The following is a 14711-nucleotide window of genomic DNA, read 5'->3' as shown; positions in this document are numbered from 1 at the left end:
TTAACAAAATATATATCGACAAATTACAGCTGTTTGTTGAGCGGATAGAGGAGAATTCCGGGGCTTCTGTATTGGAGAAAAAGAGAAAGGGTATCCATCCCCCCGGGAGGAGATGAATACCCATTTATTGGGTTCTGCTATAGCTGCATTAGAAGACTGGCTGCTGCAAGAAACCTTAACGCTTTACCGCTCTCAGGCGGTAGGTGCAGCTGGCGAAATCACCACGCAGATCGGAGACAACGAGTCCGATGCGCATCAGGCGGTCGCCGCCGTAAGGCGTTCCGCCGAAGGCCGGCTGGAACGGGGCTGCGCTGTCTGCTGCCGCGGCTGCATCCTCAGCGCCATGCCGGTCCGTATTATCGGCTGCGCCGGTCTCCAGCACATAGTCGAGCGCTGGATCAAGCCCCTTGAGCACAAGCCGTGCAATTGGGGCATTCGGCTTGGCCAGTACACGGAAGTAAGCTACGAAGGCTTCTGTCTTGTCTTCGCTGACAAACATCCAGGCCGTATCTCCGCTGCCCTCGAACGGGCTCAGCAGGCGGTACATATCCCCTTGCTGTACAAGCGAGCGGATCTCTTTGTATTGGGCGATCTGCTTGGCAGCCAGGTTCTTTTCTGCTTCGGTGAAGGCTGTCAGATCCAGCTCGTAGCCGAAGTTGCCGCTCATCGCCACATCGCCGCGGATCGCAAGCGAGGTTGTGCGCTCAACCTGATGGTTCGGCACAGCGGAGACGTGTGCGCCCATGCTGCTGGCCGGGTACACAATGCTTGTGCCGTACTGGATCGCCAGACGCTCGATGGCATCGGTATCGTCACTGGTCCAGGTCTGCGGCATGTAGAACAGCATGCCCGGATCGAACCGGCCGCCGCCGCCGGAGCAGCTCTCGAACAGGATATCAGGGAAGCGCGAGGTCAGGCGCTCCATCAGATTGTAGAGACCGAGCATGTAGCGGTGGGCGGTTTCTTTCTGCCGCTCAGGAGCTGCCGCAGCAGAGACAATCTCGGTCATATTGCGGTTCATATCCCACTTGACATACGTAATCGGTGCGCTGGAGAAGACCGCGCTCAAGGTTTCATACAGGTAATCGCAGACCTCCGGACGTGAAAAATCAAGGATCAGCTGGTTGCGCGCCTCGGTACGGCGGCGGCCTTCAGCATGCAGGCACCAGTCCGGGTGCTTGCGGTACAGCTCGCTGTCCGGCGAGACCATCTCCGGCTCCACCCACAGACCAAACTGCAGGCCTTCCGCGTTTACGCGGCCGGCGAGGTTAGCAAGACCGCCTGGCAGCTTACGGCTGTGTTCGAACCAGTCGCCGAGCGAGCTGTCGTCGTTGTCACGCTTGCCGAACCAGCCGTCGTCGAGCACGAACAGCTCGATGCCGAGCGGGCCGGCTTCTTTGGCGATGGCGGTGATTTTGTCGGCGTCAAAGTTAAAATAGGTTGCTTCCCAGTTGTTGACCAGGATCGGACGGGCTTTGTCACGGTGAACGCCGCGGGAGAGGCGGGTCCGGTACAGGCGGTGATAGGTGCGCGACATACCGCCGAGCCCTTCGCCGGAATAGACCAGTACTGCTTCCGGCGTCTGGAAGGTCTGACCCGGCTCCAGCAGCCAGGAGAAATCAAACGGGTTAATCCCGATGTTCACACGGGTTGTTCCGAACTGCTCAACCTCGGCAACAGCAGCAAAGCTGCCGCTGTAGACCAGGCTGAAGCCGTATACATCGCCGTGGTCTTCATCCGCGCCGTGGCGCAGCAGGGCCATGAACGGGTTAACCTGATGGCTGCTTGATCCGCGGCGGCTCTCGAGCGCTACTGCGGCACCCGGCACAAGCGCACGGCGCTGGATGTGGCGCTCTCTTACCCAGGCTCCGCTGAGGTGAAGGGTATCATAGGCGGAATCGGCAAAATCAACAGAGGCGCTCAGCGCCTGCTCCAGCCGCAGCGGCTCTGAGCCGCCATGCTCGAAGTGTACGGAACGGGCAATCGCGCTGTGATCAGCGAAAACGGTGTACAACAGCTTGACGGTAAGCCCGGCGTAGTTATCCTTCAGGGTAAGCTCCAGTGTCTGTGCTTCATCATCGCTCTCCGTATAGACAGCGGGAAGTCCTTCAAGAACCGGCTTGCCGGAAGTAATAGCATATCCTGCATATTTCAGCTCTGTAATCCGGCTGCCGTCGGCAAGCTGGGCCTGGTAAGCGGGACGGCGGAAGTCACTTGTGCCGTACTGCGGATACTCCTGAGGCAGGGCATCCAGCGAAAGGGACGGTTTGCCCGGCACCGGATTCGGGGAAAACGATGAACGCTCGCGGATCTGTAGCGCATCAGCCAGGGTGCTGTCATGGCGGAGGCGTGATCCCCAGTATACGTGGGAAGGATAGCCTTCGATGAGTTGGATAATATAGCTGGTACCTTTGGATTGAAGATGGAACAGGCCAAGCGATTCGTCAACGTAAATGTTCATGCTCATAACTTAATTCTCTCCTTGTCAATGTAAGATTAATCTGCTGCCGCTCCGCAGGTTCCGCGGACGATCAGCTTCGTGCCGATAATCGTATGCGACGGTGCTTCGCGGCCCTCAAACCGTTCGGCAAGCAGCTGAACGGCAGCCTTGCCCATCTGCTCGGGATAAGCGCGGATTGTGGTCAGCGGCGGCTGGACATAAGCCGCCATCTCGATATCGTCGAAGCCGATGATAGCCATTTCCTGCGGCACCTGGACCCCATGCTCATGCAGGGAGCGCAGGGCCCCGACTGCGAGCGGGTCGCTGGCCGCGAAGCAGGCAGTCGGCCGCTTTGTGCCCGCCAGCAGCTCGTCCATCATCCGGTAGCCGTCGGCGCTGCTCCAGCCGCCGGTGCGGACCAGCGCGGGATCGTAACAGCCCTGCTGCTGCATAACCCGCCCGAAATGATGAGCCCGGCGTTCCCCGCTGTCACCTCCGCCGATAAAGGCAATATCCCTGTGGCCGAGGGCAAACAGGTGGCCGAGTGCCTGGTCCACCGCCTGCCGGAAATGCGTCCGCACCGAATCATAGTCAGAGCGTTCCTGGTACTGGTCAACAAGCACTATAGTGTCGTGATCGGTATGCAGCCCTTCGATGTCTTTGAGATCGAAGCCGCCGACAACGATTAGGCCGTCGCCGGGCCGGAGCAGATGCTGCGGCGTCCGGCCGCGCAAAGTCTGGCCGAGCCGGATGCCCAGTTCCTCACAGCGCAGCTCCACTCCGCGGCGGATGGAGCCGTAATACGGGTCATCCCGTTCTTCCTCAGGAGAGCACCAGAGCAGGAGTGAGACGGTTTTGCCGCCGAGCTCGGTGTCCCTCTTCAGCTGCTTAAGCCGGGCAGGCTTGTAGTCAAGCTGCTCTGCGACGGCAAAGATCCGGGTCCGCGTATCCTCGCTGACCGCCAGGGTCAGGTCATTATTTAACACCCGCGATACTGTGGCTGCGGATACTCCCGCTTCACGGGCGATATCTTTAATCGTTGCCAAGGTGCTCCCGCCTTTTTTTTGTTTTAGTTAATAAATTTACTAAATCACAATAACAATATTATCACCGGGCGTTCAATCTTTCAAGTAGACTCTGACACCAATGTCCAGTAGCGGCTGAGCCTGTATTTTGGAGAGGAATATGGATGGGCTGTACAGAACGCTCCGGGTGAGGGAGCTATAGTGGAACTGTCGCTACGCTCCCTGAATTCTAGTGTGAACACCATATATATAGAAGAAATTTTTCCGGGCGATATTTGTCTGGTGAAAGGGTTCTTCATTACCGGTCAGATCAAGAATCAGGAAGTCACCGGGGCGTACTATCCATTTTTCCGCCGGGACATATATGTTATGCAGGTAAACCTTCCTGCTTTGGGTTGGCGCGTCCAAGAGGTTCCATCCTGCTGCGAATATAAATACAATGAGATCCGACAGCTGCAGAAGGGGTGGTTAATAATGTACAGACAGCCAAAGCCGGTGAAGAATCGATCAAAAGCTGTAAAGAGACAATCAGGCTCAGTTAAAAAGCGCAGTACTTCCTGCGGAACAGCCATATCCTCCAGGTCGGCGCCCAGACGCAGTCTCAATCCCCGGGTGAAGGCCCAGACGGTAAACTTTGCAGTAATTGGAGACAGCCATGTCGGGTATGGGAACAGCTTGGCGATCTTCAGGAATCTTTTACCGAGGGCTGTGAGCAGCGGAAATAAAAGGTTTGTAATCTTCGGCGGAGATAATACGCAGGCGGGTGCTAATCATGGGAATAACGCGGATTCTTTTTACAAGGAGTTCAAGGATGCAGTGACAAGCACACTCGGGAGCATTCCGTATAAAGCTTCAATTGGAAACTGGGAGGCGAGCACGCAGCCGCTTTTCACCAAATATCTGGGCGCTGTCACCGGCATGATGAATTTTCCGGGTACACAAGGCAAAGTGAGATATGTATGGCTGGATTGTGCGCTGGGCAGGTTCACGGCGGACAGTATCAATCTGCTGAAAAATTTGGATGACCGCTACTATCACATTATCGATTTCCATTGGCCCCTCAAGGTGAGCGGAATTACGGTTGACCCCAGCCATGTTTTAAGCACGGCGGAGACGGCAAAGTTTTTTACAGCGGTTCCTGTAAAGGTAAGGGATAAGGTGCTGGCGGTATTCACACATCACGGGCACAAATTTTACCGCAAGCTCAGCAATATTTATCCGGGTTACACCAAGACGAAGTTCTTTGTAACCGGCTGCTCCGGAGATTATAAATGCCGCCCTAACGGTGCGCGGGGATATTATAATGGGACATTGACTATTAGCGGGGCTGCGGTGACGGTGATGTAACACTTTTCTGAATCTGCGGATACATGACATACTTGCACAACTCCCGGCTACTCGTTAAACTCATTTTAAATCAAGAAGAACGAGCAGGGGGGAATGACTCATGAATATCGAGAATCTGGAGGCGTTTGTATTTGTAGTTCATTTGGGAAGCTTTAATAAAGCTGCGGAAGCCTTATTCTTGAGCCAGCCGTCCGTTACTGCCCGTATCCGTTCCTTGGAGAACGAGATGAATGTTAAGCTTTTCCACCGCAATGGCAGATATATTCAATTAACAGAAGCCGGTAAAAAGCTGATTCCTTATGCCGAGAAAATCCTGCAGTCTTACCGAGAAGCTACCTACAAAATGAACCAGCATATTGCGCTGCCTGAGGAGGTGCGGATCGGCTGTTCCATTTCTATTTCCAATTACCTTCTCCCAGGGTTACTGGAGAGCTTCAGGGCAACATTCCCCGACACCCGGGTCAAAATCTTATCCTATCCGTCCGAGCAGATCATGACCCATATTCTGGAGGAAGAGGTTGATTTCGGCCTGGTACGCACGACGACCCATCCCCGGATGATAAGCAAAACGATGCTGTCCACGCCCATTGGCCTGTATGCCGCTCCTGATCATCCGCTTGCGCTGCGCAAGGAGACAATCAAGACTGTCGAGCTGCTGGAACATGAAATTATCTTTTATGATCATCTGTCGGAAGAATGGCTGCTGCTGGTCAAAATGTTCGAATCGATGCAGGTGCGCCCCAACATTATTTTTGAAGTGGATAACATGGAGACTGCAAAGCGGCTGGTTGCGATCGGCAGGGGCGTATGCTTTTTGCCGGAGTATTCAGCCAGAAGTGAGATCCTCAAGAATACCTTGGCCCGCATACCGGTTGAGTCCGAGGTTGATATTCACGCCAAGGTCTCGCTTATGTATTTAAAGGAGAAGGATGAAACCCCTGTGCTGGAGTTTTTCTCAGACAAAAAATTATATCTTTGATATATGACATATAAATAACATAATAGGTTACTTCTAAATAGACTGTCTTTATAACAAATAAGATATTGTCTATTTTTTTTATTTAAAAAATCGTGGTAAGGTAGTAAACAAGAAATAAAGACACAGGGATGTCACTAAAACTGACTTAATGCTTAAGTTAGATGACGTCTCAGACTAAATAACCGAAGGGGTGTTCTGAAATGATACTTCATTTTAAAAGCTTTAAGTCTCTGGCTGTGGTTACAATCCTGACTTCCCTGCTCGCGGGCTGCGGCAATGCTCCAGATAATACCTCATCAGCTGATTCTGCGGATACGGGTTCCGGAGGCAACAATACCACTGCAAGCCAAAGCTTGGTGGATCAGGTTAAAGCGGAAGGAAAAATAAAGGTGGGTACGGATGCAACCTACGCACCATTTGAATTTGTTGAAGACGGTAAAATTGTAGGCTATGGCGCGGAAATTCTTGCCGAAGTAGTTAAAGATCTCGGAGTTACGCTGGAGCAGCCGGATACGCCATTTACAGGTATCCTGCCGGGACTGGATGCCGGGAAGTTCGATATTGTGGCTACGTCCATGACGATTACACCGAAAAGACAGGAGAACTACCTCTTTACAGTCCCCATTGCCGAAGGAACGGCTGCGGTGATGAAGCATAAGGGGGATGATTCTATCCAGACTGTGGATGACCTGAACGGCAAGATTGTCGGCGTTCTGATCAATTCGGGTCCGGTGGATGCACTGAAAAAATATAACGAGGGGCTAAAAGCGAACGGCGGCGGCTTCAAGGAAATGAAGGAATATGTAAGCTATCCGGACGCTTATCAGGATTTGGCAGCCAAACGTGTGGATGCTGTTGTCCAAGCCCTTCCGGCCATGTCACAGCTTGTGAAAAGCCGGCCTGATACTTTTGAAATCGTAGGTACGATTGGGGATCCAACCTACCTGGCCTGGATGGTCCGCAAAGAGGACACAGATATGCAGCAGTATTTAAACCGTGTGATTATTGGACTGAAGGACAGTGGTAAGCTGGCTGAAATGCAGAAGCAGTGGTTCGGATTCGAGATGGAGGTTCCCGAGGAAATGTACAGCATCCAAGACTAGGGAAGCATGAAGCGAGGTGTGTGAATGTTTGAATTTGAAACGGTTGTTAAGTATTTACCGGATTTACTGCACGGTGCCCTGTTAACGGCGGGAATATCGGCAGGTGCTATTGTCCTCGCCTTTCTGGGAGGAATTCTGCTCTCGCAGATGAGAGTCAGCGGACTGAAATTATTGCAGATTCCTGTCCGTGTATACGTGAGCTTTATCCGGGGGATTCCATTTATTATCCAGCTTTTTGTGATCTATTATGGAATTTCCCTGATCGGGGTGGACATGCCGACCTGGCTGATCGGGATGCTGGCGCTGGCCATGAACTCCGCAGCCTATCAATCAGAGTATTTCCGGGCCGGCCTGGAATCGATTCCCCCGGGGTATATTGAGGCTGCGCGCGCTCTGGATATGAGTAAGCTGCAGATCCTGCTGCGGATCAAAATGCCGCTGGTTTTTGCTAAGCTGGTTCCGCCTCTGACGAATGAATTTATTCTGGTGCTGAAAAATTCGGCGATTGTGTCGATTATATCCGTCGTGGAACTGCTGCGGGTCGGCCAGCAGATCATAACTACAACTTACAGGCCTACAGAAATCTATATTATGGTTGCGGCCATTTATCTGGCCATTAATTTGACTCTGATGTTCCTGATTAACATTTACCGTAAAAAGCAATCGGTGTGGACCGGCAGAAGCGGAGGTGGCAGCGCATGACGATTGATTTTTCCATCATTCTTGATTTTTATCCGGCGCTGCTCCGCGGCCTTTATAATACGATGCTGATTTGTGCCTGCAGTCTGGTGCTGGGAATGCTGCTCGGCGTCCCGGTCTGCATGCTGAGAATGTCAGGTAGCTCCATGGTCCGGTTTATCGGCAAATCCTATATCAACGTTGTACGCGGAACCCCGTTCCTGGTTCAGGTTTATTTGCTGTATTACGTTGGCCCCTTATACGGATTGACTTTGAGTGCATTTGCCTGCGGGGTTATTACCTTGACTATCTTCGGAAGTGCCTACTTTTCCGAGATTTACCGCTCAGGTGTGGAGTCTGTCCCTAAAGGGCATCTGGAAGCAGCCAGTTCACTTGGTATGTCCCGGTTACAGGCGTTTAAGCGGATTACATTTCCGCAGATGATGGCGCTTATTATTCCGATGCTAACCAATCAGCTCGTAGGTCTGGTGAAGGAGTCGGCCATTCTGTCCACGGTGACTGTCCATGAGCTGACCTTTGCCGGAACCCGGATTATCGGGGAAACCTTCCGTTATTTTGAAGTATACATTGTGCTTGCGCTCCTGTACTGGATTCTGAATACGTTATTGGCCGCTCTTGCCGACAAGTGGGAGGCACATTTCACCAGATATATGAAGCGAAGCAAAAAATCAGAGCTGATCTAGGATTTTTTTCCAGCAGGGAGGGGATAGAGATGAATAATACTGCAGCTGTAGAGGTAACCGGCCTGCAAAAGAAGTTTGGGGATCAGCTCGTGCTGAAGGGCATTGATATGCATATTGAAATGGGGGAGGTCGTTGGCATCATCGGCCCCAGCGGCTCGGGAAAAAGCACACTGCTCCGCTGCCTGAATCTGCTCGAAACCCCGACAGAGGGTGTGATCCGGATTCAGAATGAGCTGCTGTATAACAGACAAGCTGGCTCAGCACAGCCTTCCAAAATAGCCAAAACCAAACTAAAAACCGGCATGGTATTCCAGCAGTTCAATCTGTGGCCGCATATGACCGTTCTGGAGAATATCATAGAAGCGCCTCTTCGGGTGAAGAAAGCTGACAAAAAGACAGCCATCCGCAAGGCGGAGGCGCTGCTGGAAAAGGTAGGTTTGCTGGAAAAGCGGGACATGCATCCCATTTATCTGTCAGGGGGTCAACAGCAGCGGGTCGCGATTGCCCGTGCCTTAGCTATGGAGCCGGAAATCATGCTGTTTGACGAGCCTACCTCTGCTCTGGACCCCGAGCTGGTCGGCGATGTCTTGAGAGTCATGAAGGACCTTGCCGGGGAAGGAATGACCATGATCGTGGTCACACATGAAATGGAATTTGCCGCGAATGTGGCTGACCGCGTGATCTTCATGGATCAGGGGGCCATTGTTGAACAGGGAACACCAGATACTATATTCCGCCGTTCACAAAGTCCGAGACTGAAGCAGTTTTTGTCCAATACAAGCTTTACAGCCTTTGGCTGACCAAATTACCGATAAGGGGAATATTCATAATGGAAATTACAAGATACCGCAAATTTTCGACCCAAAGCTTTTATCCGTCACAGATGGGGGAGCCGGAGCATCATATCCAGAATGACTTTTGCATGGCAGTTCGTGCCGGTGACCGTATTTTTTTGCGGGGCCAAACCGGGTTTGATCTGGACGGTAACTTCCGCGGGCTGAATGACGTTGCAGAGCAGACGGAACAGGCCTGCCTTAATATCAAGCAGCTTTTGAATGAAGCAGGCAGCTCAATGGATAATATCTGCAAAATCACGGTGTATCTCACCGACCGGGATTACCGGAGCCAGGCCTATGCTGTAATTGCCAAACATTTTCAGGGTGTATTTCCCTGCAGCACCGGCCTTGTGGTAAAAGGGCTGGCCCTGCCCGAAATGTATGTGGAGATTGATGTGGAAGCGATGGCAGCAGAATAAGAAGAGGGGGAAGTTCAGGTGACAGTATCGACTACAAGATTCAGACCCTTTAAGACCGGGCAATTTTACCCTGCCGGGATGGGAGCGCCGCAGCACCATGTGCAGAATGAATTCAGTATGGCGGTGCGCAGCGGGCACAGGATTTTTCTCCGCGGCCAGACGGGATTTGACCTGGATGGCAACTTTCATGGAGTGGACAATGTGGCCGAACAGACCGAACAGGCTTGCCGGAATGTGAAGCAGCTGCTGGAGGAGGCAGGCGGGAGCATGCAGGATGTGTGCAAAATTACGGTATATCTGACAGAGAGAGAATACCGGAGTCAGGCTTATGCAGTAATTGCTGAACATTTCCGGGGAGTATTCCCTTGCAGTACAGGATTAATAGTGGAAGGTCTGGCGCTCCCTGAGCTGCTGATGGAAATTGATGTTGAAGCTGTGATCAGGGAAGCGTAGCGGAGTATGGACATTATTGCATTGCGCCGGGATTTACATGCCCATCCGGAGGTCGGGTTTACTGAGTTTCGCACAGCCTCCATTGTAGCAGGATTATTATCTTCCTGGGGCTACACTACGGTGTATGGACCAGAGGCGCTGGACGGCGCTGTCCGCAAAGGAGTCCCGCCTGCGGAAATACTGGAATCTGCTTATGAACGCGCCCTTGAACATGGTGCCAATCCTGACCTTGTCCGGCGGATGAAAGGCGGGTATACCGCGGTAGTCGGTATATTGGAAGGGAAACGCCCTGGGCCTGTCGCTGCCTTCCGGTTCGACATGGATGCTCTGCCTGTCGCCGAGAGCCAGAAGGAAGGACATCTTCCGCATCGGGAGGGCTTCTCCTCCCGCTACAGCGGACTCATGCATGCCTGCGGGCATGATGGCCATACGGCAATTGGCCTGGGGCTGGCGGAGAAGATGGCAGACAGGGAATTTTCCGGGACGCTCAAACTTATTTTCCAGCCGGCGGAGGAGGGGGTCAGGGGAGCAGAAGCTGTTGTCAGTAAGGGCTGGCTGGATGATGCGGATTATCTGTTCTGCCAGCATCTGGCGACCGATGCGGTTTCAGGCCAGCTATTCGCTGGAGCATTGGGCTTTCTGGCTACTACCAAGCTTACAGCTCACTTTAAAGGGGTATCGTCCCATGCGGGAGCGGCTCCGGAGCTTGGCCGCAATGCGCTGCTGGGGGCAGCGACGGCACTGTTGAACATTCATGCCATACCACGCAACAGCGGCGGGCAGACTTTTGTGAATGTAGGTGTGCTCCAGGGCGGAACCGCGGCAAATATTGTTCCGGATTATGCCAGGCTGGTGCTGGAGTGCCGTTCCGATTCCGCAGAAATTAACAGCGATTTGGAGCGCAGAATCCGGCGGATTCTTCAGCAAAGTGCTGAGATGTATGAGCTGGCCTGTGAAGTTGAAGTGACCGGTGCAGCTATTCCTATTCATTGTGACGAGGCGGCTGTGCGGATTGTGGCGGAGGAAGCGGCAGGACACCCGCGCTTCAGTTCAATTTCAGAGCGTGCGGCAGTAGCGATCGGAAGCGAGGATGCCGGATTTATGATGCAGCGGGTCCAGCAGCGCGGAGGGATCAGCACTTATATGATTATCGGCTCTGACAGGCCTGCAGCCCATCACCATCCTGAATTTGATATTGACGAAGCCGTCCTTGAGCCGGCTGTTGACCTGCTGGCAGGCATCACACGGAGAGTGCTGGTGTGACCCCGATGCGGCAATTGAATACGTACCAGACAGCAGACGGCTTCCTGATCATCGGGGAGCCGTCTTTTTAATATCAGATTTAGCGTTTTGCAACGCCTGCCAGGCATAAGAAAGGGATAGCCAATGCATAAGGCCCGCTATAACGCGGTTTTTTTGTTGTGTCAATAATGACAACCGGGGGGCCTGAAATGAACAGTCCTGCACCGCAAAGCCAGCAGCAGCAAGGGTTTCAGACTGGTACTAAGATGACTATAGACGGCAATTCCGCAGCTAAACTATATTGGTGGCAGAGCAAGCAGCTGCTGCCCGAAGGTGCTGTACAGAACGATGAACCTCTCTGTGCGGCTTTTAAATGAATGCGCTTTCCTGTACAAGATGAGGTGGAATCCAAATCCAAGGAGGCTGTATCAATGGTATCTAATCTAAAAAAACGTTCTGCACTGACGTGGTTCCTGTGTGCCAGCCTGCTCCTTTCATTATTGATAAGCGGCGGTGCGGCAAGTGCGGAGGGGACGCCGGGAAAGGTAGCTTTCCAGTCTATAGAAGCGAAGCAGATGGTGGCCCTGATGGGCAGGGGAACCAATCTCGGCAACACGTTCGAAGGGAACTGGAACAGCCAGAGCTATCAGGATGTGAAGAACACAGTGGACGCTTTTATCGCTGCAGGCTACACGAACATCCGGATTCCGGTGAACTGGGGCGGACGGGGAACGAAATACGCCTCGACGGCAGATGAGCAGGGGCATTTCTCAGCCAGCGCCCCGAATGTAGCAACGGTTAAACAGCTGGTGGACTATGTCCTGAACGATGTAAATACCGTGCGGCAGAGCCAGAACAAACCGCCGGTCATCCTCATTATCAACACGCATCACGAAGAGTGGGCGATGAGCGCGCTGCAGGGAGAGCCTGCTTTTGAGAGCAACATGCAAAGGCTGGAGACGATCTGGACGGGAATCGCCGATTTGTTCAAGGATGCGCCGGAGACGCTGCTGTTCGAGCTGTTCAATGAGCCGCATTTAAGTATGAACACCGGGGCGGCTGCCAAGGCGAGTGTCATCGAGCTGAACAAACGGGCATATGCGGCGATCCGCAGCTTTACCGTAAACGGCACGCAGCCGCACGTTCAGCGGAATATTATTTTTGGCGGATACAACTACAACAGCGCATGGGGACTGTATGATACGTACCGCAATCCGCTGGACCTGCCGGGGGAGGGAGCTGACCGTTATGTTATCGGGACGTATCACTCGTATTATCCGAATCTGGCAGACCATCTGAAGCGGGTGGACGATGTGAAAAGAGAGTTCGCAGATGTGCACGACATTCCGGTGTATATGGGCGAATTCGGATACGAGCACCGGGGTGTCATCACCGATCCGCTGCTTGATTCCTACCGGCAGATTACTAGTAAAGCGGTCTCGGGGGGATTTGCCTTCTCGGTATGGGATGACAACGGCTGGTATCAGATCTATAACCGCTCGACCGGGCAATTCAATGCGTTGAAGGATCAGGTGCTGTATCCCGGCAATTAATCCTTAGCAATGCTGGAAATGGGGAAGGAACATGGGAAATCCTATCGCGGCTTCGAAGCCGACAATGACAAATGTGTACCGCAGGCAGAGGCTGAGACGGATGGTCCGCAACAAATGGCTGTATATCATGCTTCTGCCCGGGCTCCTGTATTTTATTATTTTCAAATATGTACCGATGTACGGCCTGCTGCTGGCCTTTAAGAATTATCAGCCTTTTCTGGGATTTGTGGACAGTGAGTGGGTGGGGCTGAAGCATTTTAACCGCTTTTTCGGGGACCCGCTGTTCTGGAAGCTGCTGAGCAATACGTTCATTCTGGCCGCCTACAACATCCTGTTCTTCTTTCCGCTGCCGATCATTCTGGCGCTGATGCTGAACGAGCTGCGTTCGCAGGCCTACAAAAAATGGATTCAGACGATGGTCTACATCCCTCACTTTATGTCATGGGTCGTCATCGTTTCGATCGCCTATCTGTTCTTCACCACCGAGGGCGGCCTGGTCAATGAAGCGATTGCCTCCATGGGCGGGGAAAAAATCCAGTTTCTGCTCAGTCCCGGCTGGTTCCGGACGTTCATTACGGGCGAAGTGATGTGGAAGGAAACCGGGTGGGGCACGATTATCTTCCTTGCGGCGCTGGCGGGAGTAGATACACAGCTCTATGAGGCTGCCAAAATAGACGGGGCAGGGCGCATGCGCCAGCTGTGGCATATCACCCTTCCGGCCATCCGCTCCACCATTATTATTCTGCTGATCCTGCGGCTGGGGAATTTCCTCGATACGGGGTTTGAACAAATCTTCCTGATGCTGAACTCGCTCAACCGTGAGGTCGGTGAAGTGTTCGATACCTATGTGTACACCACCGGGATCTCGCAGGGTGAGTACAGCTACAGTACGGCGGTCGGGTTGTTCAAATCTGTCGTCGGTCTGGTGCTGGTGTTCGGGTCCAACTTTATAGCCAAACGTTATGGCGAGGAAGGAATTCTCTAAGCAAAAAGGGAGAAAGGAGGTAGAATTGTGGTAAAAGAAACATCATGGGCCAGCCGGCTGTTCGATATTTGTAACATCATCGTTCTGGCAGTAATCGCGCTGGTCACTATTATCCCGTTCATCTATGTCGTTGCAGGCTCGTTTGCCACCCAGCGGGAGCTGCTGGAAAAAGGGTTCATCCTCTTTCCGACCGAGTTCTCACTGGAAGCGTACAAATACATCTTTTCAACCAGTACATTGATGCGGAGTCTAGGGGTCACTATCTTCATCACCGTTGTCGGCACCCTGATCAATATTACACTGACCTGCCTGATGGCGTATCCGCTGTCCCGCAGGGATATGGATTTCCGCTCGCCGATTCAGCTTCTGGTCATCTTTACGATGCTGTTCAGCGGCGGGATGATTCCGACCTTCCTGGTCGTCAAAGAGCTGGGGATGCTCGATACGTACTGGTCATTGCTGCTGCCGGGTGCGATCAGCGCCTTTAACCTGATCATTATCCGCAGCTTTTTTCAGCAGCTTCCGCCGGATCTGGAGGAGTCGGCCAAAATCGACGGCGCCAGCGACCCCGGCATCCTGCTGCGGATCGTCATTCCGCTGTCCCTGCCGGCGCTGGCTACCTTCTCGCTGTTCTACGCTGTAGGCCACTGGAACACCTATTTCAGCTCCATCCTGTACATCAACGACTCGACCATGTGGCCGATTCAGGTGCTGCTGCGGCAGATCGTCATGCTGTCCCAGGGCGGCAGCCTCGGGGATACCTCGTCGCTGGAGAGTAACTTTATCCCGCCGGACCAGGCTGTCAAAATGGCAGTCATCGTCATCTCCACCGTGCCGATCCTGATCGTATACCCGTTCCTGCAGAAGCATTTTGCCAAGGGTGCGCTGCTGGGATCGGTTAAGGGTTGAGAGAGCAGAGTGTTAGCGCGATGCCCCGCCGTGTAAAG

The 14711-nt window shown here is 53.0% G+C and carries 15 protein-coding genes; 13 read left to right on the top strand and 2 right to left on the bottom strand.

Going from position 1 to position 14711, the window contains the following annotated elements; translation table 11 throughout:
• Window positions 1-175: 175 nt before the first annotated feature.
• Window positions 176-2461 carry an alpha-galactosidase gene (locus M2108_RS12160; RefSeq protein WP_277469706.1) on the bottom strand — a complete coding sequence of 762 codons (2286 nt, stop codon included), beginning with the start codon at window positions 2459-2461 and terminating at the stop codon, window positions 176-178.
• Window positions 2462-2496: 35 nt separating this feature from the next.
• Window positions 2497-3486, bottom strand: coding sequence for a LacI family DNA-binding transcriptional regulator (locus M2108_RS12155; RefSeq protein ID WP_277469600.1), 990 nt, complete (start codon window positions 3484-3486; stop codon window positions 2497-2499).
• A 453-nt stretch (window positions 3487-3939) separates the two neighbouring features.
• Here M2108_RS12155 and M2108_RS12150 point away from each other — a divergent pair, with 453 nt between their 5' ends.
• The 13 genes from M2108_RS12150 (at window position 3940) to M2108_RS12090 (ending at window position 14673) form a co-directional block, all read left to right on the top strand.
• On the top strand, window positions 3940-4812 hold the full coding sequence (locus M2108_RS12150) for a metallophosphoesterase family protein (protein ID WP_277469598.1): 873 nt from the start codon (window positions 3940-3942) through the stop codon (window positions 4810-4812).
• Window positions 4813-4912: 100 nt separating this feature from the next.
• The gene (locus M2108_RS12145; protein ID WP_277469597.1) at window positions 4913-5791 is read left to right on the top strand and encodes a LysR family transcriptional regulator; all 879 of its coding nucleotides are present in this window, start codon (window positions 4913-4915) and stop codon (window positions 5789-5791) included.
• Window positions 5792-5991: 200 nt separating this feature from the next.
• Window positions 5992-6894 carry a transporter substrate-binding domain-containing protein gene (locus M2108_RS12140; RefSeq protein WP_277469596.1) on the top strand — a complete coding sequence of 301 codons (903 nt, stop codon included), beginning with the start codon at window positions 5992-5994 and terminating at the stop codon, window positions 6892-6894.
• 24 nt (window positions 6895-6918) lie between these two features.
• Window positions 6919-7596, top strand: a complete 678-nt coding sequence (locus M2108_RS12135) for an amino acid ABC transporter permease (RefSeq protein WP_277469595.1) — start codon at window positions 6919-6921, stop codon at window positions 7594-7596.
• Window positions 7593-8276 carry an amino acid ABC transporter permease gene (locus M2108_RS12130; protein ID WP_277469594.1) on the top strand — a complete coding sequence of 228 codons (684 nt, stop codon included), beginning with the start codon at window positions 7593-7595 and terminating at the stop codon, window positions 8274-8276. The genes M2108_RS12135 and M2108_RS12130 overlap by 4 nt, the downstream gene beginning before the upstream one ends.
• 29 nt (window positions 8277-8305) lie before the next feature.
• Window positions 8306-9076: an amino acid ABC transporter ATP-binding protein gene (locus tag M2108_RS12125; protein ID WP_277469593.1), complete on the top strand. Its 771-nt coding sequence runs from the start codon at window positions 8306-8308 to the stop codon at window positions 9074-9076.
• A 29-nt stretch (window positions 9077-9105) separates the two neighbouring features.
• The gene (locus tag M2108_RS12120) at window positions 9106-9531 is read left to right on the top strand and encodes a RidA family protein (protein WP_277469592.1); all 426 of its coding nucleotides are present in this window, start codon (window positions 9106-9108) and stop codon (window positions 9529-9531) included.
• An 18-nt stretch (window positions 9532-9549) separates the two neighbouring features.
• Window positions 9550-9984 carry a RidA family protein gene (locus M2108_RS12115; protein WP_277469591.1) on the top strand — a complete coding sequence of 145 codons (435 nt, stop codon included), beginning with the start codon at window positions 9550-9552 and terminating at the stop codon, window positions 9982-9984.
• 6 nt (window positions 9985-9990) lie between these two features.
• Complete coding sequence (locus tag M2108_RS12110; protein ID WP_277469590.1) at window positions 9991-11247, top strand: amidohydrolase; 1257 nt, start codon at window positions 9991-9993, stop codon at window positions 11245-11247.
• A 188-nt stretch (window positions 11248-11435) separates the two neighbouring features.
• A complete protein-coding gene (locus M2108_RS12105; RefSeq protein WP_277469589.1) occupies window positions 11436-11603 on the top strand; it encodes a hypothetical protein in 168 nt (55 codons plus the stop codon).
• A 54-nt stretch (window positions 11604-11657) separates the two neighbouring features.
• Window positions 11658-12779, top strand: coding sequence for a glycoside hydrolase family 5 protein (locus M2108_RS12100; protein WP_277469588.1), 1122 nt, complete (start codon window positions 11658-11660; stop codon window positions 12777-12779).
• 64 nt (window positions 12780-12843) lie between these two features.
• Window positions 12844-13764 carry an ABC transporter permease gene (locus M2108_RS12095; RefSeq protein ID WP_481856902.1) on the top strand — a complete coding sequence of 307 codons (921 nt, stop codon included), beginning with the start codon at window positions 12844-12846 and terminating at the stop codon, window positions 13762-13764.
• Between the two features lie 27 nt (window positions 13765-13791).
• Window positions 13792-14673, top strand: a complete 882-nt coding sequence (locus tag M2108_RS12090) for a carbohydrate ABC transporter permease (protein ID WP_277469586.1) — start codon at window positions 13792-13794, stop codon at window positions 14671-14673.
• The last annotated feature ends 38 nt before the right edge of the window (window positions 14674-14711 follow it).

The organism is Paenibacillus sp. PastM-3 (genome assembly GCF_029893965.1).
Lineage (GTDB): Bacteria > Bacillota > Bacilli > Paenibacillales > Paenibacillaceae > Paenibacillus_AQ.
Note: the sequence above shows the minus strand (reverse complement) of the source record. Positions and strands in the feature narration are given on the sequence as shown.

What these genes read in the sequence shown, in the direction of transcription:
- M2108_RS12160 (WP_277469706.1), bottom strand. Translation starts at nt 2,461, where the DNA reads ATGAACATTTACGTTGACGAATCGCTTGGCCTGTTCCATCTTCAATCC.
- M2108_RS12150 (WP_277469598.1), top strand. Translation starts at nt 3,940, where the DNA reads ATGTACAGACAGCCAAAGCCGGTGAAGAATCGATCAAAAGCTGTAAAG.
- M2108_RS12145 (WP_277469597.1), top strand. Translation starts at nt 4,913, where the DNA reads ATGAATATCGAGAATCTGGAGGCGTTTGTATTTGTAGTTCATTTGGGA.
- M2108_RS12140 (WP_277469596.1), top strand. Translation starts at nt 5,992, where the DNA reads ATGATACTTCATTTTAAAAGCTTTAAGTCTCTGGCTGTGGTTACAATC.
- M2108_RS12135 (WP_277469595.1), top strand. Translation starts at nt 6,919, where the DNA reads ATGTTTGAATTTGAAACGGTTGTTAAGTATTTACCGGATTTACTGCAC.
- M2108_RS12130 (WP_277469594.1), top strand. Translation starts at nt 7,593, where the DNA reads ATGACGATTGATTTTTCCATCATTCTTGATTTTTATCCGGCGCTGCTC.
- M2108_RS12125 (WP_277469593.1), top strand. Translation starts at nt 8,306, where the DNA reads ATGAATAATACTGCAGCTGTAGAGGTAACCGGCCTGCAAAAGAAGTTT.
- M2108_RS12120 (WP_277469592.1), top strand. Translation starts at nt 9,106, where the DNA reads ATGGAAATTACAAGATACCGCAAATTTTCGACCCAAAGCTTTTATCCG.
- M2108_RS12110 (WP_277469590.1), top strand. Translation starts at nt 9,991, where the DNA reads ATGGACATTATTGCATTGCGCCGGGATTTACATGCCCATCCGGAGGTC.
- M2108_RS12105 (WP_277469589.1), top strand. Translation starts at nt 11,436, where the DNA reads ATGAACAGTCCTGCACCGCAAAGCCAGCAGCAGCAAGGGTTTCAGACT.
- M2108_RS12100 (WP_277469588.1), top strand. Translation starts at nt 11,658, where the DNA reads ATGGTATCTAATCTAAAAAAACGTTCTGCACTGACGTGGTTCCTGTGT.
- M2108_RS12095 (WP_481856902.1), top strand. Translation starts at nt 12,844, where the DNA reads ATGACAAATGTGTACCGCAGGCAGAGGCTGAGACGGATGGTCCGCAAC.